Raw genomic sequence first — 20,564 nt, forward strand, 5'->3', positions numbered from 1 at the left:
GGAGCGGCGGTATGCGACGCGGGGACGGGGCCGGCCCGCTGGCCGTACTGGAGCTGCTCGCGCAGGACGCCCCGCAGAGCCGGTACGAGGCCCTGCTCGCCGATGCCCGCGTCGCGGGCGCCGACGCGGCCGAACTCGCCGACCTCACCCGGGCCGTGGACCTGGCCGGTTCGGTGCTGGCCCGCGCGAGCAGCGGCAAGCAGCGCGAGGCCGCCCTCACCGCACTCGTCGACACCGCCCACGACCTGACCTCCCCGTACGACATCGACGGCCTGCTGCGCCTGATCACCCGCCGGGCCAGGCGCCTCCTCGGCTTCGACATGGCCTGGCTGTCGCTGAGCCGCCCGGACGGTTCGGCGTACGTCCGCACCTCGGAGGGCGAGACCACCGCGCTCAACGTCGGCCTCGAACTCGGCACCGGACGGGGCCTCGGCAGCATCGCGCAGGCCCGCCGCTCGCCGGTGTGGACCGCCGACTACCTCGCCGACACCTCCATCGCGCACGCCCCCGGCATCGACGCCGTGGTCGAGGCGGAGAGCCTGCACGCGATCATCGCGGTCCCGCTGCGGCGCGGGAACTCCACCCTCGGCGCGCTCTACGGATCCGACCGCGCCGTACGGGAGTTCACCCCGGACGAGATCGGCATCATGCTCTCCCTCGCCGACCTGGCCGCAGTCGCCATCGAGAAGGCCCGGCTGCTGGAGCAGACCCGCGACGAGGTCACCGAGCTGGCGGCCTTCGGGTCGCGCACCAACACCGCCCTCACCCGGGTCCGCTACCTGTGGGAGTGCCACGCCCGGCTGGCCGGGCTGGTCCTGGACGGAGCCGGCCTCGCCACCCTCGCCCGGGCCACCGCCGACGCGCTGGACGGCGTCCTCCAGGTACGGGACCCGGGCGGGCGGCCGCTGACCGCGACCGGGGAACTGCCCGGCCTGGACGAGGACGCGGTGACCAAGGGCTCCCTCCAGGCCCTCACCGACCGGCGCCCGGTGCGGCTGCCCGGGGAGCTGTGGCTCGCCCCGGTGCTGGCGGGCGCCGAGGACCTCGGGGTGCTGCTGCTGAGCGCCTCCGAGCCGCTCGCCGAGGAGGACGTACGGCTGCTCCAGCTGGCCGCCCAGTCGGTGGCCTCCCTGATGCTGATCCAGCGGGGCACGGCCGCCGCCGAGGGCCCCGTCCACGACGAGCTCCTCGCCGACCTGCTGGACCGCCCGCACTCCGTCGACCTGCACCTGCTGGAGCGCACCCGCCGCCTCGGCATCGACCTCGACGGGCCGCACGTGGTGGTCGTCGCCCGGCCGGAGGGCGGCGAACTGGGCAAGGCCGTGGCCTGGGCGTCCTCGTACGCGTACCGGATGGGCGGGCTCAAGGGCGTCCGCCGCGGCTGCATCGTCCTGGTCCTGCCCGGCACCGACGCCTCCGCCGCCGCGCACCGGGTCTCCGGGGAGCTGTCGCCGCTGCTGGGCCACGCCGTGTCCACCGGGGCGGCGGGTCCCACGGGGAGCCCGGGCGAGGTGGCCCGGGTCTACGCCGAGGCCGTGCGCTGCCTGGACGCCCTGACCGCGCTCGACGGGGTGGGCGGCACCGCCTCGCTGCGCGAACTCGGCTTCCTCGGGATGCTGCTGTCCGCCGACCACGACGTGGAGTCGTTCATCGCGGCGACCATCGGCCCCGTGCTGGAGTACGACGCGGACCGGCTGACGGAGCTGACCCGCACCCTGGAGGCGTACTTCGCCTCCGGCGGCAGCCCCACCCACGCCGCCGAGGCCCTGCACGTGCACCCCAACACCGTCTCCCGCCGGCTGGAGCGGATCGCCGAACTCCTCGGCCCCGACTGGCAGAAGCCCTCCGGGGCGCTGGAGATCCAGATGGCCCTGCGGCTGCGCCGGACCCGCACCGTGCTGCACGACCGCCGCACCGCCGCCGACCGGTCGGGCGCGTAGCCCCCGCTACGCGGCCGCGTAGTGCTCCGTGCCGGTCAGGGCGCGGGCCGCGTGCGCGACCGAGGCCAGCGTGACGTGCCGGTGCCAGCCGGGCAGGGCCCGCCCGGCGAAGTCGCGCAGGCCCGCCTCCTGGCCGCTGTGCTCGGCGGCGAAGGCGACCCGCCGGCCCTGCTTCGTCAGCCGCAGCAGCGGGCCCACGGGCAGCCGTACCAGGTCCGTCACCCACAGCTGCGCCGGAGGGCGGCGCGGGTCCGTCCACTCGCCGACCAGCAGCAGGTGGCGGCGGCGGGCCGGGGAGGGGTCGGGCATCATCACCCGCACCGCGACGGCCAGGGTGCTGCGGTGCCGGCCGCCCGGGAGCGCGGGGTCCGGGTCGGTCCACTCGACCGGGGTGCACAGCCCCTTCACCGCCTGCAGGATCTCCCGCGCGGGGCGCGCCCCGGCGCCGTGGCCGGGCAGCGCGGGATCGGTGACGAGCAGCGGGGTCGACGGCGCGACGCGGGCGATGACCGGCAGTCCGGCCTCGGCGAAGCGGTTCATCGTGGAGCGGGTGCCGATCCGCTGGATGTCGAGGACCACCGGCCGCCGGTTGCCGCTGCGCCGCACCGTCTCGATGACGGCGGCCGCCGCGGACTCCTCGTACGCGGCCTGCGCGTCGGCGGGGTCGAAGGGGCCGGGGGCGTCGTCCTCCGGCAGGTGCATCCGCCACCCGACCGGGGTGACCAGTCCGGCCGAGGCGAACCAGGTCCCGAAGGCCTGCTGGCCCCGGAACATCTGCCCCTGGTGCGGGTCGAAACGGTGCGCCACGCCCACCGAGTGCTCCCCGCCCTTCGGGATGGCCATCGGCTGCGCCACCCAGGCGGCCAGCGGGGTGGTGGCCTGGAGGAACCCCGCGAGGGAGGCGCGGATCGGCTCCCAGTCCCAGGTGGAGCCGGAGATGAAGTGGTGCATGCTCTGCTCGGCGGCCCCGCCCCCGACCTGCCCGGCGATTCCGCGCATCGACTTGCGTCCGGGCAGTGCGAGCAGCCCCTGCACGTACTGCCGGCCCTTCTCCCGCTGGTCCTTGCGGCGCAGGGAGGACAGGACCGCGGCGCACAGGTCGTCGGCCGACTCCCGGGCCGGGTCCCGCCGTACCGGCGCCACCGTGGCCGTACCGGTGCCCCCGCTGATGCTGTTGATGCTGCTCATGACCGCTTTCACGACATGCCCCCTCGGCGTGCGTCCACTGCACCTCTACCGTCGGCCGAGGACCCCTCTTCCGGGGAGGTGTGCCGGTCACCGCACTTGGCCGGATCGTGGTGGGGCCGCCACCACCCCCGGTGACTTGACGGACTGCCGGGGCGGACCTGGCCGCAGGGGCCGCGGATCGGGGACGGTCGGGTCGCGGGGCCACGAGCCGCGGTGCCGGGGCCTGCCCCCCGGCGCCGCCCCGCGCGGCGGCGGTACCGACACGGGAGGGGCGGCGTGCAGTTCGGCGTCTTCTCGATCGGAGAGGTCGCGCCCGACCCGGCGACGGGCCGAGCGCCGACGGAGCACGAGCGGATCCTGGCCGTGACCGCGCTCGCCCTGCGGGCGGAGGACGCCGGGCTCGACGTCTTCGCCACCGGGGAGCACCACAGCCCGCCCTACGTGACCTCCTCGCCGCCGGCCCTGCTCGGCTACCTCGCCGCGCGCACCCGGCGGCTGGTCCTGTCCACCGCCACCACCCTGGTCACCACCAACGACCCGGTGCGCGTCGCGGAGGAGTACGCGCTGCTCCAGCACCTGGCGGGCGGCCGCCTCGACCTGATGACGGGCCGGGGCAACACCCCGAACTGCTACCCGTGGTTCGGCCAGGACCTGCGCCAGTGCGGTGCCCTGGCCCGGGAGAACTACGCCCTGCTGCACCGCCTGTGGCGGGAGGAGGACGTCGACTGGCAGGGGCGCTTCCGGGCCCGCCTCGACGGCTTCACCTCCGTGCCCCGCCCGCTGGACGGCGTGCCGCCCTTCGTGTGGCACACGTCGGTGCGTTCGCCGGAGACGGCGGAGCAGGCCGCGTACTACGGGGACGGCTTCTTCGCGGACAACCTGCTCGGGCCGGTCGACCATTACGCCCGCCTGGTGGAGCTGTACCGGACCCGGTACGAGGAGCACGGCCACGGCACCGCCGGGCAGGCGGTCGTCGGGCTCGGCGGGCAGGTCTTCGTACGGGCGCGCTCGCAGGACGCGGTGCGGGAGTTCCGCCCGTACTTCGACCGGTCCCGGTTCCACGGCGGGCGGTACTCGCTGGAGGAGTGCCTGGAGCGGACGCCGCTGGCCGTGGGCAGTCCTGACCAGGTGATCGAGAAGGTCCTCGGCTTCCGGGAGGCGTACGGGGACTACCAGCGCCAGCTGTTCGCCGTGGACCACGCCGGGCTGCCGGCGGCGGTGGCCCTGGAGCAGGTCGACGTGCTGGGCGAGCGGATCGTGCCGGTCCTGCGCCGCGAGCTGGCCGCCTCCCGTCCGGCGTCCGTCCCCCCGGGCCCGCGGCATCCGGCGGCGGGCCCGGCACGCGCCGCGGACGGGTGCCCGGGGCGGGCCGGCGCCTGATCCGGGCCGGGGCCGACGGACCTTGATCCGGGCCCGGCCTCCGGCCGGCGGCCGCGTCGGCCAGACTGAAGCCATGTCGATTCACCAGAACCTGCTCGGGGGCCCCGCCCCCACCCACCTGCCCGACGAGCCCGCGCCCCGCGAGGCCCTCGCCGCCGGTACCGACCCGGCCGAGGTGGCCGCCGCGCACCCCTCCTCCTCCCTCGCCTGGGCCGCCCTCGCCGACCGGGCCTTCGAGGCCGGCCACCCGGTCGAGTCGTACGCGTACGCCCGTACGGGCTACCACCGCGGCCTCGACGCGCTGCGCCGCGCCGGCTGGAAGGGCCACGGCCCGGTGCCGTGGGAGCACGAGCCGAACCGCGGCTTCCTGCGCGCGCTGCACGCCCTGGCGCGGGCCGCCGGGGCCATCGGCGAGAAGGAGGAGTACGAGCGCTGCTCGACCTTCCTGCGCGATTCCTCCGAGACGGCGGCGGACACGCTCGCATAACGCTCTCCAGGAGCGCCCTAGAGGGCTTCCGGATCCCCTGCTTATGATGCGGAGCAGGGGACCGGGGCTCCACTTACCTCATCGGAAGGAGCGGACCGCTACCCGGAAGCACGTGTCGAGGAGACAGAAATGTCGCACGCCCTTGATGCCTCCGGAGCCGGTTCGGACACCCCGAACCTCGACTTCGCCGGCACGACTCCGTACGAGGACTACGTCCAGGCGGACGTCCTCACCCACCTCCAGCACCCGCGCTCGGACGACCCCGGCGAGATGGTGTTCCTGGTGACGACCCAGGTCATGGAACTGTGGTTCACGGTCATCGTCCACGAGTGGGAGACCGCCGCCCGCGCCCTGCGCGAGGACGACGTCCAGGTCGCGATGGACGCGCTGAAACGATCCCTCCGTGAGCTGGAGGCCCTGAACGCCTCCTGGCGGCCGCTGGCCCAGCTCACCCCCGCACAGTTCAACTCCTACCGCGCCGCCCTCGGCGAGGGTTCCGGTTTCCAGTCGGCGATGTACCGCCGGATGGAGTTCCTGCTGGGCGAGAAGTCCGCGTCGATGCTCGTCCCCCACAGGGGCGCCCCGCGGGTCCACGCCGAGCTGGAGAAGGCCCTCCACGAGCCCAGCGTGTACGACGAGACCCTGCGCCTGCTGGCCCGCCGCGGCCTTCCGGTACCCCAGGCGGTCCTGGACCGGGACCTCGCCCTGCGGTACGAGCCCTCCGCCGAGGTCGAGGCCGTCTGGACGGAGCTCTACGCGGACCCGGCCGGCCACCACGCCGACCTGCACCGCCTCGGCGAGGTGCTCACGGACGTCGCCGAGCTGGTCTGGCGCTGGCGCAACGACCACCTGGTCGCGACGCGCCGGGCGATGGGCGCGAAGACGGGCACGGGCGGCTCGGCCGGGGTGACCTGGCTGGAGAAGCGCGCCACGAAGAACGTCTTCCCCGAGCTCTGGACGGCCCGCAGCCATGTCTGACGCCGCCCCGAACCCGATACCCGAGCTCCAGGAGCGGGCCGCGCGCCTCGACGCCGAGGACGGCCTCGGCAAGCTCCGCGAGCGCTTCACGCTGCCCGAAGGGGTCGTCTACCTCGACGGGAACTCCCTCGGCGCGCTGCCGGCCGGGGTCCCCGGCGCGGTGGCCGACGTCGTGCACCGCCAGTGGGGCGAGCTCCTGATCCGCTCCTGGGACGAGAGCGGCTGGTGGACCGCCCCGCAGCGGATCGGCGACCGCATCGCCCCGCTGATCGGCGCCGCCCCCGGCCAGGTGACCGTGGGCGACTCCACCAGCGTCAACCTGTTCAAGGCCCTCGTCGGCGCCGCCCGCCTGGCGGCCCCCGGCCGGACCCGGATGCTGGTCGACGCCACCACCTTCCCGACGGACGGCTACATCGCCGCGTCCGCCGCCCGGATGACCGGCCTCGAACTCGTCCCGGTCGACCCCTCCGACGCGGCCGGCGCCCTCGGCGAGGACACCGCGGTGGTGCTCCTCAACCACGTCGACTACCGCACCGGCCGGCTGCACGACCTGCCCGGCCTCACCGCGGCCGCGCACGCCGCGGGCGCGCTGATCGTGTGGGACCTGTGCCACAGCGCCGGGGCGCTGCCCGTCGGGCTCGACGCGCACGCCGTCGACCTGGCGGTGGGCTGCACGTACAAGTACCTCAACGGCGGCCCCGGTGCCCCGGCCTACATCTACGTGGCCGAACGGCACCAGGGTGCCTTCGACTCCCCGCTGCCCGGCTGGAACGGGCACGCGGAGCCCTTCGCGATGACCCCGGACTACGTCCCCGCCGAGGGCCCGGCCCGGATGCGCGTCGGGACCCCGGACATCCTGTCGATGCTGGCCCTGGAGTCGGCCCTCGAAGCCTGGGAGGGCGTCGAGGTCGAGGCGGTGCGCGCCAAGTCCCTCGCGCTGACGGACTTCTTCCTCGAATGCGTGGCCGCGTACGTCCCCGACGGCAAGGTGGAGCCGGTCACCCCGGCCGAGCACGGCCGGCGCGGCAGCCAGGTCTCGCTGCGGGCCGAGGGGGCCCGCGAGGTGATGGCGGAGCTCATCGCCAGGGGGGTCGTGGGCGACTTCCGCGCCCCCGACGTCCTGCGGTTCGGGTTCACCCCGCTCTACGTCGGTTTCGCCGATGTGGAGCGCGCCGCGCGCACACTGGGTCACATTTTCGGGTGACGCGGTAGCGAAACGTCACACCACCGGGCGGGCGGGGCTACGGCTCCGCCCGCCTCCGTGCGGGCCCGTTCCGGCGGCCGGTGGGGCGTGTCGGCCTGGTACGGTCCCGCTCAGTCGGAACACCGGAACACCTGTCCCCCTTGTCCCACGCGTTACCGAGAGGTTGAGCCGATGACGGACCCCGCAGTCGAACGGGATGCCGCCGAGGCCGCCTCGGCCTTCGCCCACCCCCCGGTCGGGCCCGACGCGAGCGCCGCGTACGGGGACCACCCCGACCAGGTCGTCGACTTCTACGCCCCGCGCGGGGACGCCACGGGCCCGGGCTCCGCGCCGCTGGTCGTGGTCCTGCACGGCGGTGCCTGGCGGGCCCCCTACGACCGGCAGCACATCACCCCCTTCGCGGACCTCCTGGCCCGGCACGGTTTCGCCGTCGCCAACGTCGAGTACCGGCGCGGCAGTTCACTGCCCCACCAGGACGCCGGCGGGCCGGTGGCCGGGCGCTGGCCGGAGACCTTCGACGACGTGGCCGCCGCCATGGACGCCCTGCCCGGCCTGGCCGCGGCCGCCCTGCCCGCCGCCGACTTCCGCCGGACCGTGGTGACCGGCCACTCGGCGGGCGGACAGCTCGCGCTGTGGGCGGCGGCGCGGCACGTGCTGCCGCAGGGCTCCCCCTGGCGGCTGCCCGCCCCGCCGCCGCTGCGCGGTGTGGTGGCGCTGGCCCCGATCGCGGACTTCGCGGTCGCGGAGGAACTCGGCGTCTGCGGCGGCGCGTCGGCGCAGCTGCTGGGCGGGCCCGGGCACTGGGAGGCCCGGCTGCCCTTCGCCGACCCGGCGGCGCTGCTCCCGACGGGCATCGCCACCACCGTGGTGCACGGGCGCGAGGACATCGTGGTCCCGCCCGCGGTGGCGGAGTCGTACGTGGCCGCGGCGGCGAAGGCGGGCGAGATGGTCGGCCTGACCCTGGTCGAGGGCGTCGGCCACTTCCCCCTGATCGACCCGGCCGCGGACGCCTGCGCGGTCGTCGTGGAGGAGGTCTCCCAACTCGCCTGGTAGCGGGAGCCGCTACGGCCCCGGCCGGTCAGCGCCGGGACGCGGCCCGCTTCGGCGGGGTGATGCGCACCCGCTTCTCCGCGGGCGCGTTCTCTATGTCGTCCAGCTGCGCGGTGATCGTGGCGCGCAGGTCGTCGTAGTCCTCGAAGCGGTGGTCGTTGAAGAGGGTGTAGCCCGTCCACATCAGGTTCGCGCAGACCCGCGCCGGTACGCGGCCGGTCCGGGCGCCCATGCCGACCAGTGCCACCGAGCGGATGCTGCCGGGCTTCGCCTCGTTCTGCCGGTGGACCGCCTGGAAGGCGGCCGCGCAGGCCAGGGCCACGTTCAGGGTCTGGCTGACGTTCTGGGAGGAGGACTCCATCGTCGGCGTCGAGATCAGGAAGCGCGGGGTGACGGCTCCGGACGGCACGCACACCGCGCTGCCCACCGGCAGGCCGCCGGCGAACCCGTCGCGTATCGCCCGCTGCACGCGCAGCTGGATGCCCGCTCCCAGGAACCGCTTCACGGCCGCGTCGACCCCTCCGTCCATCCGGCCCCGGGAGTTGGTCGGACTGACCCACGCGTCGACGTCCTCGTCGAGGATCGAACCCCGGCGGATCTCGATCCCGGGGGTGTCGGCGAAGGCGGCCCGCCACGACTCCACCACATCGGCGTTGACGTCGGTCAGTACGACCCTGAGCGCGGGCTGCACGAGGTCCTCGGTCATCATCCACTCCAATCGGGAATCGGTCTTTCCGACCACTCACCACGCTAGCGGTGGGCACTGACAATCGGCCCTGAGGCAGCGACCGATGACGGCCGGTCAGCGTTGTCAGTGCCCGCTGCTAGCCTGCGGAAAGATTCGAAGTCCGGTTCGACATTTCGGAGTTCCCGCCATGCCCGAAAGCAATTCCCCGGCCAATCCCGCACAGCCCGACCCGAATGACCCGCTGGCCCTCGCCGAATTGTTCAAGGGCGGTGGCGAACCGTGGTTCCCGCTGCTGGGGCCGGTCATCGAGGCCCAGCCGAACGCCGCCGCGTTCATCGGACCGGGTCGCGGCCAGGAAGTCGTACCGGTCCGCGAGCTGACCTTCCAGGCGCTGAAGCCGAATCCTCCGCACAAGTGGAAGGTCGTCGTCTTCGGGCAGAACCCTTATCCGAGGCCGGAAAGCGCCACCGGCATAGCGATGTTCGACAACACCTTCCACGACTGGAAGGACAGCCAGTTCGGCCGGGTCGTCTCCATTCGCTGAATCATCAAGGCCGCGGCGATGTGGAAGCACGGAATTCCCAAGAAGACGCCGATCGCCGACATACGCGCGCTCCTGAAGGAGCGGGACACCGTGCAGCCGCCGGAATGGTTCCAGGCGATGCTCACCCAGGGCGTGCTCCTGCTGAACGCCGCGCTCACCGCGAGCAGCGACGGGGCCCGGGGCGGCGCCGATCCGCACACCGCCTTCTGGCGGCCGGTCGCCGAACGCATCGTCGAGGAGATCCTCAAGGCCAAGCAGGACGCCGACGAGGAGGACCGCGGGGTCGTCTTCGCCTGGTGGGGCGCTCACGCGCGCGGCCTGAAGAAGATGGTCCTCGAACTCCAGAAGAAGTACCCCGGCGTCGAGGTCCGGCACATCGACCACGCCAACCCCGCGGCGCAGGGCGACGTCTTCTGCGACGGCGACCACTTCGCGACGGTCAACGACGCGCTCGCGTCGGTGGGCGCGGCGCCCGTCGACTGGCTCCCGGAGAAGGGCTGGAACGAGCGCGCGGAAGGGACCGGCGGGGCGGGCGGCGAGGACGTCGCGGCGCGGATGGGCGCCTTCATCGCCTCCACGATGGAACTGCACCAGCTGTATCTGGAGCGCCTCTCCAGCGTCAAGGACGAGGGCCTCGTCCTCCCCGCGATCACCGGGGTGTTCGACACCCCGCTCATGGAGTTCCGGGACGCCGTCGCGCCCGTCGCCGAGCTGCTGTCCGGACTCGGCGGGCACGTCGACCGGTCGTACGAGTTCGGCAAGGAGCGGGCGGACGGAACGGCCGGCGGGCTCTCCGCCGACGCGGTCTCCGCCCTCTACCTCTACACCTGCGAGTCGGCGTTCTACCGGGAGATCAACGCCGTCCTGCGCTCCCCGGACCGCTCCAGGCTCGTCCCGTACCTCCCCTACCTGCGGCTGCTGTTCTCGGCCGTGTCGGGGCTGCCCGCGCGCACCGCGCCGCTGTACCGGGGCGTGGCGCTGGACCTGCGGGCCCAGTACCCGCTGGGCCGCACCGTCACCTGGTGGGGCGTGTCCTCCTGCACGCCGAAGCTCGGTGTCGCGCGCGGGTTCCTCGGCAGCCGCGGCAAGCGGACGCTCTTCGAGGTGGTGCCCGCCCGCGCGGTCGGCATCCGGGACTTCTCCGCGTTCACCGAGGAGGAGGAGTTCATCCTCTCCCCGGGAACGCAGTTGAAGGTCACGGACGTGAAGACCGAGCGCGGCGGGCTGTGCACCGTGCGGCTGACCGAGCTGGAGGAGCAGACCCTGGTGTCCTGACCCGGTGCGGGCCGCCGGCGGTCAGTCCCACTGCTGGTCGGCGAGGGAGGCGACCGGCTGGGGCTTGCCGATGACGGCCAGGGCGATGAAGAAGCCGATCTGGCCGATCGCGATGGTGAGGGTGGCCAGCGCCTTCTCGTCGTAGTGCTCCGCGACCTCGGCGTACAGCGCGTCCGGGACGCGCTCCTGGCCGCGCGGGGCGGGCTGGAGGGTGGCCTCCACGAGTGCGAGCGCGGCCCGCTCGGCCGGGGTGAAGTACGGCGCGTCCTGCCAGGAGGAGACGGCGGTGATGCGCTCCTCGGACTCGCCGGCCTTGCGGAGGAAGGCCGTGTTCAGCACGGTCAGGTAGGTGTTGTGGACGATCTGCGCGGCGCGCAGGTGCACCAGGCTGATCGTGGTGCGCGGCACCGAGCGGTTGCCGGTGGCGCGGAAGAGGGCGGCGCTGATGTCGCTCAGCTCGGGCACGAACTGGCCCGGGTCGGGCATCCGGGAGATCGAGGCGGGGGCGTTCGTCATGGCTGCTGCTCTCCTTCGGTCGGTGTCTTCACAGCACTGACCCGGGGGAGGGCGCGGATGTGACAGGTCCGGAGAAGTTTTTTCAGGCCGCCGGGGGCGGCGGCAGGTGCGCGACGGAGTGGGTGAAGTAGGTCCGCAGGTCCTCCGCCATCGCGTAGGCCCGCTTCACGTACACCTCCCAGGGCCTGACGACCGCCGGGTCCTCGTACCTGCGGCTGCCCGTGTGGACGCCGGCGGGGGTGTACAGGACCTCGTACAGGACGCGGCCGTCGAGGATCACGATCTCGGGCAGCGGGCCGCCGTCGGCGGCCTCGGCGAAGGAGAACTCCTCGGCGGACAGCACCCGCGTCTGGTGACCGGCCTCGGCGCGCATGTGCAGCCAGTGCAGCTGCCACCGCAGGTACGGGGACAGCGGCTCCTCCACCACCCGCAGCCGGCGGAAGGGGGAGCCGTTGCGGCCGTCGTCGTCGGCGGCCCGGCGCGCGGTGGTTCGTTCGGCCTCGATCAGCCGGAGCACCTCGCGCCAGTCGCCGCGGTGCAGCGCCTCCCGGGTCGGGTTGCCGGTCTCCTCGAAGTGCTGGAGCCGCTCCAGCTGCCAGGACTCGCCGTTGCGGATCGCGGCGCGGCGTACCCGCAGGTCTTCGGCGTAGGTGGCGGCGTCGAGCGCCTCGCCTCGGGTCGCCGGGAGCGCCGGCGCGCGGAGATCGTGCATCTGCATTCCCCAGCCTGGGTGAAGGTGCCCCGACTGTACCGAAAGTGATCCACTGGGCGCGGTACGTGTTCGCGCGGGTCGGCCGAGTACGCCGAAGGGGCGGGGAGCGCGGTGCGCTCCCCGCCCCTTCGGGCGGCGTTGCCTAGAGGAACGAGTTGATCTCGATCGTCTCGGTGCGGCCGGGGCCGACGCCGATCGCGGAGATCGGGGCGCCCGACATCTCCTCCAGCGCCTTCACGTAGTTCTGCGCGTTCTTCGGCAGGTCGGCGAAGGTCTTGGCCTTGGTGATGTCCTCGGACCAGCCCGGGAGGGTTTCGTAGATCGGCTTCGCGTGGTGGAAGTCGGTCTGCGAGTAGGGCAGCTCCTCGACGCGCTTGCCGTCGATCTCGTACGCGACGCAGACCGGGATCTCCTCCCAGCCGGTCAGCACGTCCAGCTTGGTGAGGAAGAAGTCCGTCAGGCCGTTCACGCGGGTGGCGTAGCGGGCGATCGGGGCGTCGAACCAGCCGCAGCGGCGGTCGCGGCCGGTGGTCACGCCGCGCTCGCCGCCGATGCGGCGCAGGGCCTCGCCGTCCTCGTCGAACAGCTCGGTCGGGAACGGGCCGGCGCCGACGCGGGTCGTGTAGGCCTTGAGGATGCCGATGACGCGGCTGATCTTCGTCGGGCCCACGCCGGTGCCGGTGCAGGCGCCGCCGGCGGTCGGGTTCGAGGAGGTGACGAAGGGGTAGGTGCCGTGGTCGACGTCGAGCAGGGTGCCCTGGCCGCCCTCGAAGAGCACGACCTTGTCCTCGTCCAGCGCGTTGTTGAGGATCAGGGTGGTGTCGGCGACGTAGCCCTTGATCTGGTCCGCGTACTGGAGCATCTCCTCGACGATCGCGGAGGCCTCGATCGCGCGGCGGTTGTACAGCTTCGCGAGGAGCTGGTTCTTGCCCTCCAGCGCCGCTTCGACCTTCTGGGTGAGGATCGACTCGTCGTAGAGGTCCTGGACGCGGATGCCGACGCGGTTGATCTTGTCCGCGTAGGTCGGACCGATGCCGCGGCCGGTGGTACCGATCTTGCGCTTGCCGAGGAAACGCTCGCCGACCTTGTCGAGGGTGACGTTGTACGGCGTGATCAGGTGCGCGTTGCCGCTGATGAGCAGCTTGGAGGTGTCGATGCCGCGCTCGTTCAGACCGCGCAGCTCGGAGAGCAGGACGGCCGGGTCCACGACGACACCGTTGCCGATGACCGGGGTGCATCCGGGGGAGAGGATGCCGGAGGGGAGAAGGTGCAGCGCGTACTTCTGGTCGCCCACGACCACCGTGTGGCCGGCGTTGTTGCCACCCTGGTAACGCACTACATAGTCAACGGATCCACCGAGCAGGTCGGTGGCCTTTCCCTTGCCCTCGTCACCCCACTGAGCTCCGAGCAGCACAAGAGCGGGCACAGGCGTACACCTCTTCCGGATGGGGCATGTCCAAGGTCAGGGGGCGTACGACGATGTACACCGCAGGCTGAGCCGTCGGACCGGTGCCCCGGAATAGACGAAGGCCCTGGCGCAATAGCGCAAGGGCCTCTTGCACAAAGATGCTACCCGAGGAAGGACCGAGGTGTCGGCTCCAGAGCCCGCCATGAGCCATGCGGGCGCGCCGGTAGGCGGCCTGCTCGTGCTCATCGACCCGGTCGCCCGCCGTCTTGACGGCGAGTCCGTGCGAATCGCGAAGGATGTGTTGTCAGCGGGAGCCGCGGCGAAAATCTGCCTCCCGGATTCGCAGGAGGAATTTGCGCGGGCGCTCGCCCGCCGCGGTCATCGGCGGCCGGTGATCGTGGGTGACGACCGGGCGCTGGTGCGGGCCGTGGGGCTGCTGCACCGGGAGCGGGAGCCCGGGGAGCGGGTGGTCTCGCTGGTCCCGGTGGGGCCGCCGGGGTCGCTGGCGCTGGCCCGCTCGCTCGGGGTGCCGCTGTCGGCGGTGCTGGCGGCGCGGACGGCGCTGGACGGGGTGGCACGGCCGCGGGACCTGCTGGTGGACGACGGCGGCGGGGTCGTGCTCGGGGGCCTGCGGATCAGCCCGCCGGTGGCGTCCGTACGGCGCGGCGGGGGCTACCGCTCGCTGCTGCGGACGCTGCTGCCGGGCCCGGCGGCGCCCGTGTGGCCCGTGCCCCGGCTGCGGGTGGAGGTCGACGGGGTCGTGGTCGCGGACGGCGACCGCCCGGTGGAGGACGTGGCCGTACGGACGGCCGGGGGCGGCGCGGGGCCGGCGGAGGTGGTGGTGCGGCTGTCGGGCGCACCACCGCTGAGGGGGTGCGCGGAGGCGGTCACGGTGTCCAGGGTGGTCGGGTCGCCCGGTGAGGACTTCCGCTACCGCGCGGACCACGCCCTGGCCGGGCCGGTGCGCCGGCGCACGTGGACGGTGCGGCGGACGGCCTGGGAGCTGATGCTGCCGAGGTGACGGGTGCGGGGCGGGCGGGTGCGGGTGGACGGGGCGCTTGCCCCGTCCACCCCGCACCCGGGGCGTCCTACCGGCCGGCGGTCTCGTTCGCGGCGGCCTCGATCAGGTCGCAGACCGGGCCCGGCTGGGAGGCGAGGGAGGCGTGCGAGCAGTCCAGCTCGATCGTCTTGCGGGGGTTCATCCGCTCGGCCATCCTCCGCTGGTTGTCCGGGTGGATCATGTGGTCCTGGGCGGACACCTGGTACCAGGACGGCTTCGTCCGCCAGGCCGGGGCCGTGATGTTGTCGCCGAAGGTCGATCCCAGCGGGGCCTTCTGGGTCACGGCCATGACCAGCGCCTCGTCGGCCGTCAGGTCCTGCGCGAAGCTCTCGTGGAACTTGTCCTGCTTGAGCCACAGGAATCCGTCCGAGTCCGGCGCGATGTTCGGGAAGGCCGCCGGCGGGTGCTGCTCGGTGATCGCGCCCGGGCTCTCCCCGGCGTCGGGGGCGAAGGCCGCGACGTACACGAGGGCGGAGACGTTCGGCAGGTCGCCGGCCTCGGTGATGACCGCGCCCCCGTACGAATGGCCCACCAGGACCACGGGCCCGTCGATCTGCCGGAGCATCTTGCGGGTGCGTTCGGCGTCTTCGGCCAGCGAGGTCAGCGGGTTCTCCACCGCGTGCAGGTCGTGGAAGCCGCGACGGTGCAGCTCGGTGATGACCTTGGACCAGTGGGCGGCGCCGCCCCAGAATCCGTGTACCAGGACGATGGCGGGCTTTTCGGGCATGGGGAGTGCCTCTTCTCGCGGCAGGTCGGGGGCTGCGTTCGATTCACGCTAGGCAGCGCCCCGGCCACCCGCCACCGGAGCCCGCCCGTCGCCCGGGTGCCTCCTAGAACTCCACCAGCAGCTCCCGCAGCCCCCTGATCACATAGCCCTCCTGCCACTGCGGCTCCCGTACGAGCCGCATCGGCGGGCCCGACGCGTCGAGCAGCGCCCCGAACGAGGCCGCCAGCTCCAGTCGGGCCAGGGGCGCGCCCAGGCAGTAGTGGATCCCGGCCCCGAAGGTCAGGTGCGGATTGTCGGCCCGGCCGAGGTCGAGCACGTCCGGGTCCTCGAAGCGCGCGGGGTCCCGGTTCGCGGACCCGAAGAGCAGCGCCACCTCGGCCCCGCGGGGGATGACCGTGTCCCCGACCTCGATGTCGTCGAGCACCCAGCGCTCGAACATCTGGAGGGGCGTGTCGTAGCGCATCAGTTCATCCACAGCTGTGGACAACTTTTCCGCGTCCGGCGGTCCGGGGTGCGCGCGCAGGGCGGCGAGCCGATCCGGATGGCGGAACAGGGCCCACCAGCCGTTCACCGTGGTGTTCACGGTCGCCTCGTGCCCGGCGTTCAGCAGGAGGACGCAGGTCGAGATCATCTCCTGCTCGCTGAGCCGGCCCTCCTCATCGTGGGCGGCGATCAGCGCGGAGATCAAATCCGTGCCGGGGTCCTTGCGGCGCTCGGCGATCAGCTCCCGCAGGTAGGCGCTGAACTCCACGCTCGCCGTCACCGCCCGCCGCGCGGTCTCCGCGTCCGGCCGCAGCTCGAACATCCCGCAGATGTCCGCCGACCAGGGCCTCAGCAGCCCCCGGTCCCCCTCCGGCACCCCCAGCAGCTCCGCGATCACCGCCACCGGCAGCGGTTCGGCGACGGCGGTGAGCAGGTCCCCGCCCCCGGCGGCCCGCAGCCCGTCCGCCAGCTCCCGGGCCAGCCGCTCCACCGACGGCGCCAGCCGCTCCACCATGCGCGGGGTGAACGCCTTCGACACCAGCCGCCGCACCCGCGCGTGCGCGGGATCCTCCAGGTCCAGCAGACCGTTCCCGTTGAGCACGTGGAACGGCTCGTGCTCCGGCGGCGGTGCCTCCCGCCCGAACTCCTCGTGGCTGAACCGGTGGAGATAGGTCCGGCCCAGCCTCCGGTCCCGCAGCAGCGCGCTCACGTCGGCGTAGTGCGGCACCAGCCACTGCCCGGTCGCCGCGCACCACACCGCCCTCCCCCGCTCCCTCAACTCCCGGTAGGCGGGGTACGGATCGGCTACGAACGCGGCATCCCAAGGATCAAAGCGCATCCCAGCACCCTAGGTGGCGCATCCCCTAAGCGGGCGTCACCAGCCGTGTTTCATAGGCGTACACGGCGGCCTGGGTCCGGTCCCGCAGACCCAGCTTCACCAGGATCCGGCTCACGTGCGTCTTGATCGTGGACTCCGCCACCAGCAGCCGGTCCGCGATCTCCCCGTTGGACAGGCCCTGCGCGATCAGCACCAGCACCTCCGTCTCACGCTCCGTCAGCTCCGACACCCCCGAGGGGTCCGCCGCCCGCTGCACCTCCGCGAGCTTCGAGAACTCCGAGATCAGCCGCTTCGTCACCGACGGGGCGAGCAACGCCTCCCCGGCCGCCACCACCCGCACCCCCTCCGCCAGCTGCCGCGCGGACGCGTCCTTCAGCAGGAACCCGGACGCCCCCGCGCGCAGCGCCTGGTACACGTACTCGTCGAGGTCGAAGGTCGTCAGGACCAGCACCTTCGCCTCCGTGTCCGCCGCCACGATCTGCCGCGTCGCCTCCAGCCCGTTCATCTCCGGCATCCGGATGTCCATCAGCACCACGTCCGGCGCCAGGGCCGCCACCTGCGCGATGGCCTGCCTGCCGTCGACGGCCTCCCCGACGACCTCGATGCCCTCCATCGCGTTCAGCAGGACGGAGAACCCCTCGCGGACCATCATCTGGTCGTCGACGATCAGCACCCGGATCGTCATGCCGGCTCCTCCTCGGCCTGCGGACGGCTGCGCACGGGTATGAACACGGCCACCTCGTACCCGCCGGAAGCGCTCTCCCCGGCCGTCATCTCGCCCTCCAGCATCGCCACCCGCTCCCGCATCCCGGTGATCCCGTGCCCGGCCCCCGGCGAGGGCGGGACGTCCCCGTCCGCCGGACCGTTGACCACCCGGATCCCCAGACCGCCCAGCACGTACGAGACCTCCACGCCGGCCGGCGCCCCCGGGGCGTGCCGCAGGCTGTTGCTCAGGGCCTCCTGGATGATCCGGTACGCCGACAGCTCCACGCCCTGCGGCAGCTCGCGCACCGCACCCGTGACGGTCTTGTCCACGCTCAGACCGGCCTCCCGCACATTGGCCAGCAGCCCGTCCAGGGAGGCCAGCGTCGGCTGCGGGGCCTCGGGGGCCTCGTAGTCCGCGGACCGCACCACGCCCAGCACCCGCCGCAGCTCCGTCAGGGCCGCCACCGCGTTCTCCCGGATCGTGGCGAAGGCCGCCTCCAGCTCCGGCGGCGGGTTCTTCACCCGGTACGGGGCCGCCTCCGCCTGGATCGCCACCACCGACATGTGGTGCGCGACCACGTCGTGCAGCTCCCGGGCGATCGTCGTCCGCTCCTCCAGCAGCGTCCGCCGGTCCCGCTCGACGGCCGTCACCTCCCGCTCGGCGATCACCTCCCGCCGTGCCTCCCTGCGCGTGTTGCGGACCGTCACCACCAGCAGGGCCACCGCCGAGAAGAAGGCCATCGGCGCGACGGCTCCGCCGTCCGCACCACCGACCAGGATGGGCAGGGCCGTCCCGTACACGAGGGTGATGACCCACATCCAGGCGGCGGCCCGGGGCCGCAGCCGCATCGCCACGAAGGTCATGACGGCGAGGGTCGCCACGAAGGTGCTCGGCGACCACGGCCAGGACAGGTTCCGGTCGGAGAACACCGACAGGGCCGTGGTCAGCGCCAGCACCACCCAGAACGCCCCAGCGGGACGCACCAGGGTCATCAGCACCGGACCCGCCGCGAGCAGCCCCAGCACCACGAACTGCACCGACGGCCCGCCGTACTGGTTGTCGGCGCTCGCCAGCATGGTCACGATGAACGCCGTCACGACCACCACCGCATGCGGCAGGTAGGCCGCCTTCGGCCGTATCCCCTCGGGGAGCCGGCGCACCAGCGGGCCGTCCGTCCGCATCGGCTGGAGCGGCCGGTAGGCGAAGGCGTCGTTGATCAGCTCTTCGCGCAGGCTCTGCATCAGGCCCGAAGCCATCCGCAGTTCGGGAGGCCGGGGGGTCGCCCCGGTGGTCGTCTCGGTCATGTCCAAACCGTAGGCCGGTGCCACCCTCGACCGCGTCGCCGCCGAAGGGGATTTCCCGGGGTCCCCCTCAGGTACTACACGGGCCCCTCAGTAGCCCGCCGGACGGACCAGACCCGTCTCGTAGGCGAACACCGCGGCCTGGGTCCGGTCCCGCAGGCCCAGCTTCACCAGGATCCGGCCCACATGCGTCTTCACCGTCTGCTCGGCCACCACCAGGTGCGCCGCGATCTCCCCGTTCGACAGACCCTGGGCGATCAGCGACAGCACCTCGGTCTCCCGCTCCGTCAACTCCTCGATCCGCGCCCTGGACGGAGCGCGCGGAGCGCCCAGCCGCGAGAACTCGGTGATCAGACGCTTCGTGATGTTCGGCGACAGCAGCGCCTCACCGGCCGCGACCACGCGCACGGCCTCGGCCAGCTGGTCCGCCGAGGCGTCCTTCAGGAGGAAGCCGGAAGCACCCGCGCGCAGCGCCTCGTACACGTACTCGTCCAGGTCGAAGGTGGTCAGCACCAGCACCTTCACCGCCGATCCGGGGGTGCCCGTGATGACGGAGGTGGCCTCGATGCCGCCCATCCCCGGCATGCGGATGTCCATCAGGACCACGTCCGGGGCGAGCTCCCCGGCCTTCGCCACCGCGTCGGCGCCGTCTATCGCCTGGCCGACCACCTCGATGTCGGGCTCGGCGTTCAGCAGGACGGTGAAGCCCTGCCGGACCATCATCTGGTCGTCGGCGATCATCACCCGGATCGGAGTGCTCATGCGTCCTTCTTCTTCTCGGAGGGGGAACCGCCCGGCGGATCCATGGGGAGCACGGCGCTCACCTCGTACCCGCCGTCCGGGCGCGGGCCGGCCGCCAGCTCGCCCCCCAGCATGCCCGCCCGCTCCCGCATGCCGAGCAGCCCGTGCCCCGCACCGGGCGAGGGCGGGGCCGACCGGGTCGGCGCCGAGTTCGCCACGCACAGGTGCAGGTCGCGCGGCCCGTAGGCGATGCCGACCTCCACCCGCGAACCGGGCGCGTGGCGCAGGCAGTTGCTCAGCGCCTCCTGCACGATCCGGTAGGCGGTGAGCTCCACGCCCGGAGTCAGCGCCCGCCGCACGCCCGCGGTCTCGGTGGTGACGTCCAGCCCGGCCCCGCGCACGTTGTCCACGAGGGCGTCCAGCTCGGCGAGGGTGGGCTGCGGGTGGTGCGGGTTGGCCGGGTCGTCGGCGTGCTCGGACCGCAGCACGCCCAGGACGCGCCGCAGTTCGGTGAGGGCCTCCAGGGCGTTCTGCCGGATGCCCGCGAGGTTCTCCTTCAGCTCCGGGGACGGGTTCTCCACCAGGTGCGGGGCCACCTGCGCCTGGATGGAGATCACCGACATGTGGTGGGCGACGACGTCGTGCAGCTCGCGCGCGATCCGGCTGCGCTCCTCCAGCAGCGTCCGCCGCGCCCGCTCCTCCTCCGTCAGGGTCTCCTGCGCGACGAGCTGGCCGCGGGCCAGCCGCGTCGCCCGCAGCGCGTAACCGAGGAGGCCGGCGAAGCCGAAGACGAGGAGCGCGCCGACCGCGCTGCTCTGGCTGTGCTCCGGTTTGAAGAGCATCTCGGCGGCCCCGGTGCAGGCGACGGAGACGGCGACGACCGCGGCCGTCACCTTCGGCGGCACGCGCAGGGCCACCAGGAGCACCAGCGGGGCGAACGCGAACGGCCCGATGGGCGTCCACGGCCAGGTCTGGCCCTGCCCGACGTGGCCGTGGATCGCGGCGGCGATGAAGCCGTACGTCACCAGGCCGAGCCACCAGGCGGCGACCGGCCGGAACATCGCGGCCACGATGGAGAAGCCGGTGAAGAGGCACAGCACGATGACGCTCGGATCACGCACGTGGTAGTGGTCCTGGATCTGCGTGGACGTCAGGAACCCGAAGAGGACCGCCACGTACACGACCAGGGCGTGCGGCAGCCGGTTCAGCCAGCGCGGCCGCTTCATCGGGGGGAGGGGATCCCGCCCGAAGGCGAACAGCTGCCGGGCCACACCGCGCGCTGCGGGGCCGTTCTGGACGGGGCCCTCGGCCCGGGTTTCTCTCTGCTCGCTCACGTCG

The 20,564-nt window shown here is 73.1% G+C and carries 20 protein-coding genes; 9 read left to right on the forward strand and 11 right to left on the reverse strand.

From position 1 onward, the window contains the following. Positions 1 to 11 precede the first annotated feature (11 nt). Positions 12 to 1,940: a helix-turn-helix domain-containing protein gene (locus OG553_RS17985; RefSeq protein ID WP_405979952.1), complete on the forward strand. Its 1,929-nt coding sequence runs from the start codon at positions 12 to 14 to the stop codon at positions 1,938 to 1,940. A 6-nt stretch (positions 1,941 to 1,946) separates the two neighbouring features. On the opposite strand, the gene OG553_RS17990 is transcribed toward OG553_RS17985, so the two are convergent. After that, positions 1,947 to 3,128, reverse strand: coding sequence for an IS701 family transposase (locus OG553_RS17990; RefSeq protein WP_405979953.1), 1,182 nt, complete (start codon positions 3,126 to 3,128; stop codon positions 1,947 to 1,949). Positions 3,129 to 3,404: 276 nt separating this feature from the next. On the opposite strand from OG553_RS17990, the gene OG553_RS17995 reads away from it, so the two are divergent. The 5 genes from OG553_RS17995 to OG553_RS18015 all read left to right on the forward strand — a co-directional run bounded on the left by OG553_RS17995 (position 3,405) and on the right by OG553_RS18015 (position 8,230). Further along, a complete protein-coding gene (locus tag OG553_RS17995; RefSeq protein WP_405979954.1) occupies positions 3,405 to 4,508 on the forward strand; it encodes a CE1758 family FMN-dependent luciferase-like monooxygenase in 1,104 nt (367 codons plus the stop codon). A gap of 73 nt (positions 4,509 to 4,581) precedes the next feature. Further along, positions 4,582 to 4,995, forward strand: a complete 414-nt coding sequence (locus tag OG553_RS18000; RefSeq protein ID WP_405979955.1) for a DUF3151 domain-containing protein — start codon at positions 4,582 to 4,584, stop codon at positions 4,993 to 4,995. Positions 4,996 to 5,124: 129 nt separating this feature from the next. Beyond that, the gene (locus OG553_RS18005; protein WP_405979956.1) at positions 5,125 to 5,973 is read left to right on the forward strand and encodes a tryptophan 2,3-dioxygenase family protein; all 849 of its coding nucleotides are present in this window, start codon (positions 5,125 to 5,127) and stop codon (positions 5,971 to 5,973) included. Then, entirely contained in the window at positions 5,966 to 7,177 is a 1,212-nt protein-coding gene (gene kynU / locus OG553_RS18010) for a kynureninase (RefSeq protein WP_405979957.1), read from the forward strand. Before OG553_RS18005 ends, kynU begins: the two co-directional genes overlap by 8 nt. A gap of 171 nt (positions 7,178 to 7,348) precedes the next feature. Beyond that, entirely contained in the window at positions 7,349 to 8,230 is an 882-nt protein-coding gene (locus OG553_RS18015; RefSeq protein ID WP_405979958.1) for an alpha/beta hydrolase, read from the forward strand. Positions 8,231 to 8,255: 25 nt separating this feature from the next. Here the strand turns inward: OG553_RS18015 and OG553_RS18020 are convergent, their stop codons facing one another. Continuing rightward, positions 8,256 to 8,933 carry a macro domain-containing protein gene (locus OG553_RS18020; RefSeq protein ID WP_405979959.1) on the reverse strand — a complete coding sequence of 226 codons (678 nt, stop codon included), beginning with the start codon at positions 8,931 to 8,933 and terminating at the stop codon, positions 8,256 to 8,258. 169 nt (positions 8,934 to 9,102) lie between these two features. On the opposite strand from OG553_RS18020, the gene OG553_RS18025 reads away from it, so the two are divergent. Beyond that, positions 9,103 to 9,459, forward strand: a complete 357-nt coding sequence (locus tag OG553_RS18025) for a hypothetical protein (RefSeq protein WP_405979960.1) — start codon at positions 9,103 to 9,105, stop codon at positions 9,457 to 9,459. Positions 9,460 to 9,477: 18 nt separating this feature from the next. Next, entirely contained in the window at positions 9,478 to 10,734 is a 1,257-nt protein-coding gene (locus tag OG553_RS18030; protein ID WP_405979961.1) for an ADP-ribosyltransferase domain-containing protein, read from the forward strand. Between the two features lie 21 nt (positions 10,735 to 10,755). Here OG553_RS18030 and OG553_RS18035 read toward each other — a convergent pair whose 3' ends face one another. The 3 genes from OG553_RS18035 to OG553_RS18045 all read right to left on the reverse strand — a co-directional run bounded on the left by OG553_RS18035 (position 10,756) and on the right by OG553_RS18045 (position 13,388). Further along, positions 10,756 to 11,250 carry a carboxymuconolactone decarboxylase family protein gene (locus OG553_RS18035; protein WP_405979962.1) on the reverse strand — a complete coding sequence of 165 codons (495 nt, stop codon included), beginning with the start codon at positions 11,248 to 11,250 and terminating at the stop codon, positions 10,756 to 10,758. A gap of 82 nt (positions 11,251 to 11,332) precedes the next feature. After that, positions 11,333 to 11,962, reverse strand: coding sequence for a DUF6879 family protein (locus OG553_RS18040; RefSeq protein WP_405979963.1), 630 nt, complete (start codon positions 11,960 to 11,962; stop codon positions 11,333 to 11,335). Between the two features lie 142 nt (positions 11,963 to 12,104). Continuing rightward, the gene (locus OG553_RS18045; RefSeq protein WP_125599878.1) at positions 12,105 to 13,388 is read right to left on the reverse strand and encodes an adenylosuccinate synthase; all 1,284 of its coding nucleotides are present in this window, start codon (positions 13,386 to 13,388) and stop codon (positions 12,105 to 12,107) included. A gap of 184 nt (positions 13,389 to 13,572) precedes the next feature. On the opposite strand from OG553_RS18045, the gene OG553_RS18050 reads away from it, so the two are divergent. Continuing rightward, positions 13,573 to 14,391 (forward strand): diacylglycerol kinase, encoded by an 819-nt coding sequence (locus OG553_RS18050; protein WP_405979964.1) that lies wholly within the window; start codon positions 13,573 to 13,575, stop codon positions 14,389 to 14,391. Positions 14,392 to 14,458: 67 nt separating this feature from the next. Here OG553_RS18050 and OG553_RS18055 read toward each other — a convergent pair whose 3' ends face one another. From OG553_RS18055 to OG553_RS18080, 6 genes are all read right to left on the reverse strand, one after another. Next, complete coding sequence (locus OG553_RS18055) at positions 14,459 to 15,157, reverse strand: alpha/beta hydrolase (RefSeq protein ID WP_405979965.1); 699 nt, start codon at positions 15,155 to 15,157, stop codon at positions 14,459 to 14,461. Between the two features lie 103 nt (positions 15,158 to 15,260). Then, positions 15,261 to 16,478, reverse strand: coding sequence for a cytochrome P450 (locus OG553_RS18060; protein WP_405979966.1), 1,218 nt, complete (start codon positions 16,476 to 16,478; stop codon positions 15,261 to 15,263). A 25-nt stretch (positions 16,479 to 16,503) separates the two neighbouring features. Continuing rightward, a complete protein-coding gene (locus OG553_RS18065; RefSeq protein WP_405979967.1) occupies positions 16,504 to 17,163 on the reverse strand; it encodes a response regulator in 660 nt (219 codons plus the stop codon). Further along, positions 17,160 to 18,488 carry a sensor histidine kinase gene (locus OG553_RS18070; RefSeq protein WP_405979968.1) on the reverse strand — a complete coding sequence of 443 codons (1,329 nt, stop codon included), beginning with the start codon at positions 18,486 to 18,488 and terminating at the stop codon, positions 17,160 to 17,162. The genes OG553_RS18065 and OG553_RS18070 overlap by 4 nt, the downstream gene beginning before the upstream one ends. An 87-nt stretch (positions 18,489 to 18,575) precedes the next feature. Further along, on the reverse strand, positions 18,576 to 19,247 hold the full coding sequence (locus OG553_RS18075; RefSeq protein WP_405979969.1) for a response regulator: 672 nt from the start codon (positions 19,245 to 19,247) through the stop codon (positions 18,576 to 18,578). After that, on the reverse strand, positions 19,244 to 20,560 hold the full coding sequence (locus OG553_RS18080; RefSeq protein ID WP_405979970.1) for a sensor histidine kinase: 1,317 nt from the start codon (positions 20,558 to 20,560) through the stop codon (positions 19,244 to 19,246). The genes OG553_RS18075 and OG553_RS18080 overlap by 4 nt, the downstream gene beginning before the upstream one ends. Positions 20,561 to 20,564: the final 4 nt, after the last annotated feature.

It is taken from the genome of Streptomyces sp. NBC_00158 (assembly GCF_045160885.1).
Classification (GTDB): domain Bacteria; phylum Actinomycetota; class Actinomycetes; order Streptomycetales; family Streptomycetaceae; genus Streptomyces.

Coding starts and splice junctions, on each gene's coding strand:
- OG553_RS17985 (WP_405979952.1), top strand. CDS start 12: ATGCGACGCGGGGACGGGGCCGGCCCGCTGGCCGTACTGGAGCTGCTC.
- OG553_RS17990 (WP_405979953.1), bottom strand. CDS start 3,128: ATGAGCAGCATCAACAGCATCAGCGGGGGCACCGGTACGGCCACGGTG.
- OG553_RS18000 (WP_405979955.1), top strand. CDS start 4,582: ATGTCGATTCACCAGAACCTGCTCGGGGGCCCCGCCCCCACCCACCTG.
- OG553_RS18005 (WP_405979956.1), top strand. CDS start 5,125: ATGTCGCACGCCCTTGATGCCTCCGGAGCCGGTTCGGACACCCCGAAC.
- kynU (WP_405979957.1), top strand. CDS start 5,966: ATGTCTGACGCCGCCCCGAACCCGATACCCGAGCTCCAGGAGCGGGCC.
- OG553_RS18015 (WP_405979958.1), top strand. CDS start 7,349: ATGACGGACCCCGCAGTCGAACGGGATGCCGCCGAGGCCGCCTCGGCC.
- OG553_RS18020 (WP_405979959.1), bottom strand. CDS start 8,933: ATGACCGAGGACCTCGTGCAGCCCGCGCTCAGGGTCGTACTGACCGAC.
- OG553_RS18025 (WP_405979960.1), top strand. CDS start 9,103: ATGCCCGAAAGCAATTCCCCGGCCAATCCCGCACAGCCCGACCCGAAT.
- OG553_RS18030 (WP_405979961.1), top strand. CDS start 9,478: ATGTGGAAGCACGGAATTCCCAAGAAGACGCCGATCGCCGACATACGC.
- OG553_RS18035 (WP_405979962.1), bottom strand. CDS start 11,250: ATGACGAACGCCCCCGCCTCGATCTCCCGGATGCCCGACCCGGGCCAG.
- OG553_RS18040 (WP_405979963.1), bottom strand. CDS start 11,962: ATGCACGATCTCCGCGCGCCGGCGCTCCCGGCGACCCGAGGCGAGGCG.
- OG553_RS18050 (WP_405979964.1), top strand. CDS start 13,573: ATGAGCCATGCGGGCGCGCCGGTAGGCGGCCTGCTCGTGCTCATCGAC.
- OG553_RS18055 (WP_405979965.1), bottom strand. CDS start 15,157: ATGCCCGAAAAGCCCGCCATCGTCCTGGTACACGGATTCTGGGGCGGC.
- OG553_RS18060 (WP_405979966.1), bottom strand. CDS start 16,478: ATGCGCTTTGATCCTTGGGATGCCGCGTTCGTAGCCGATCCGTACCCC.
- OG553_RS18065 (WP_405979967.1), bottom strand. CDS start 17,163: ATGACGATCCGGGTGCTGATCGTCGACGACCAGATGATGGTCCGCGAG.
- OG553_RS18070 (WP_405979968.1), bottom strand. CDS start 18,488: ATGACCGAGACGACCACCGGGGCGACCCCCCGGCCTCCCGAACTGCGG.
- OG553_RS18075 (WP_405979969.1), bottom strand. CDS start 19,247: ATGAGCACTCCGATCCGGGTGATGATCGCCGACGACCAGATGATGGTC.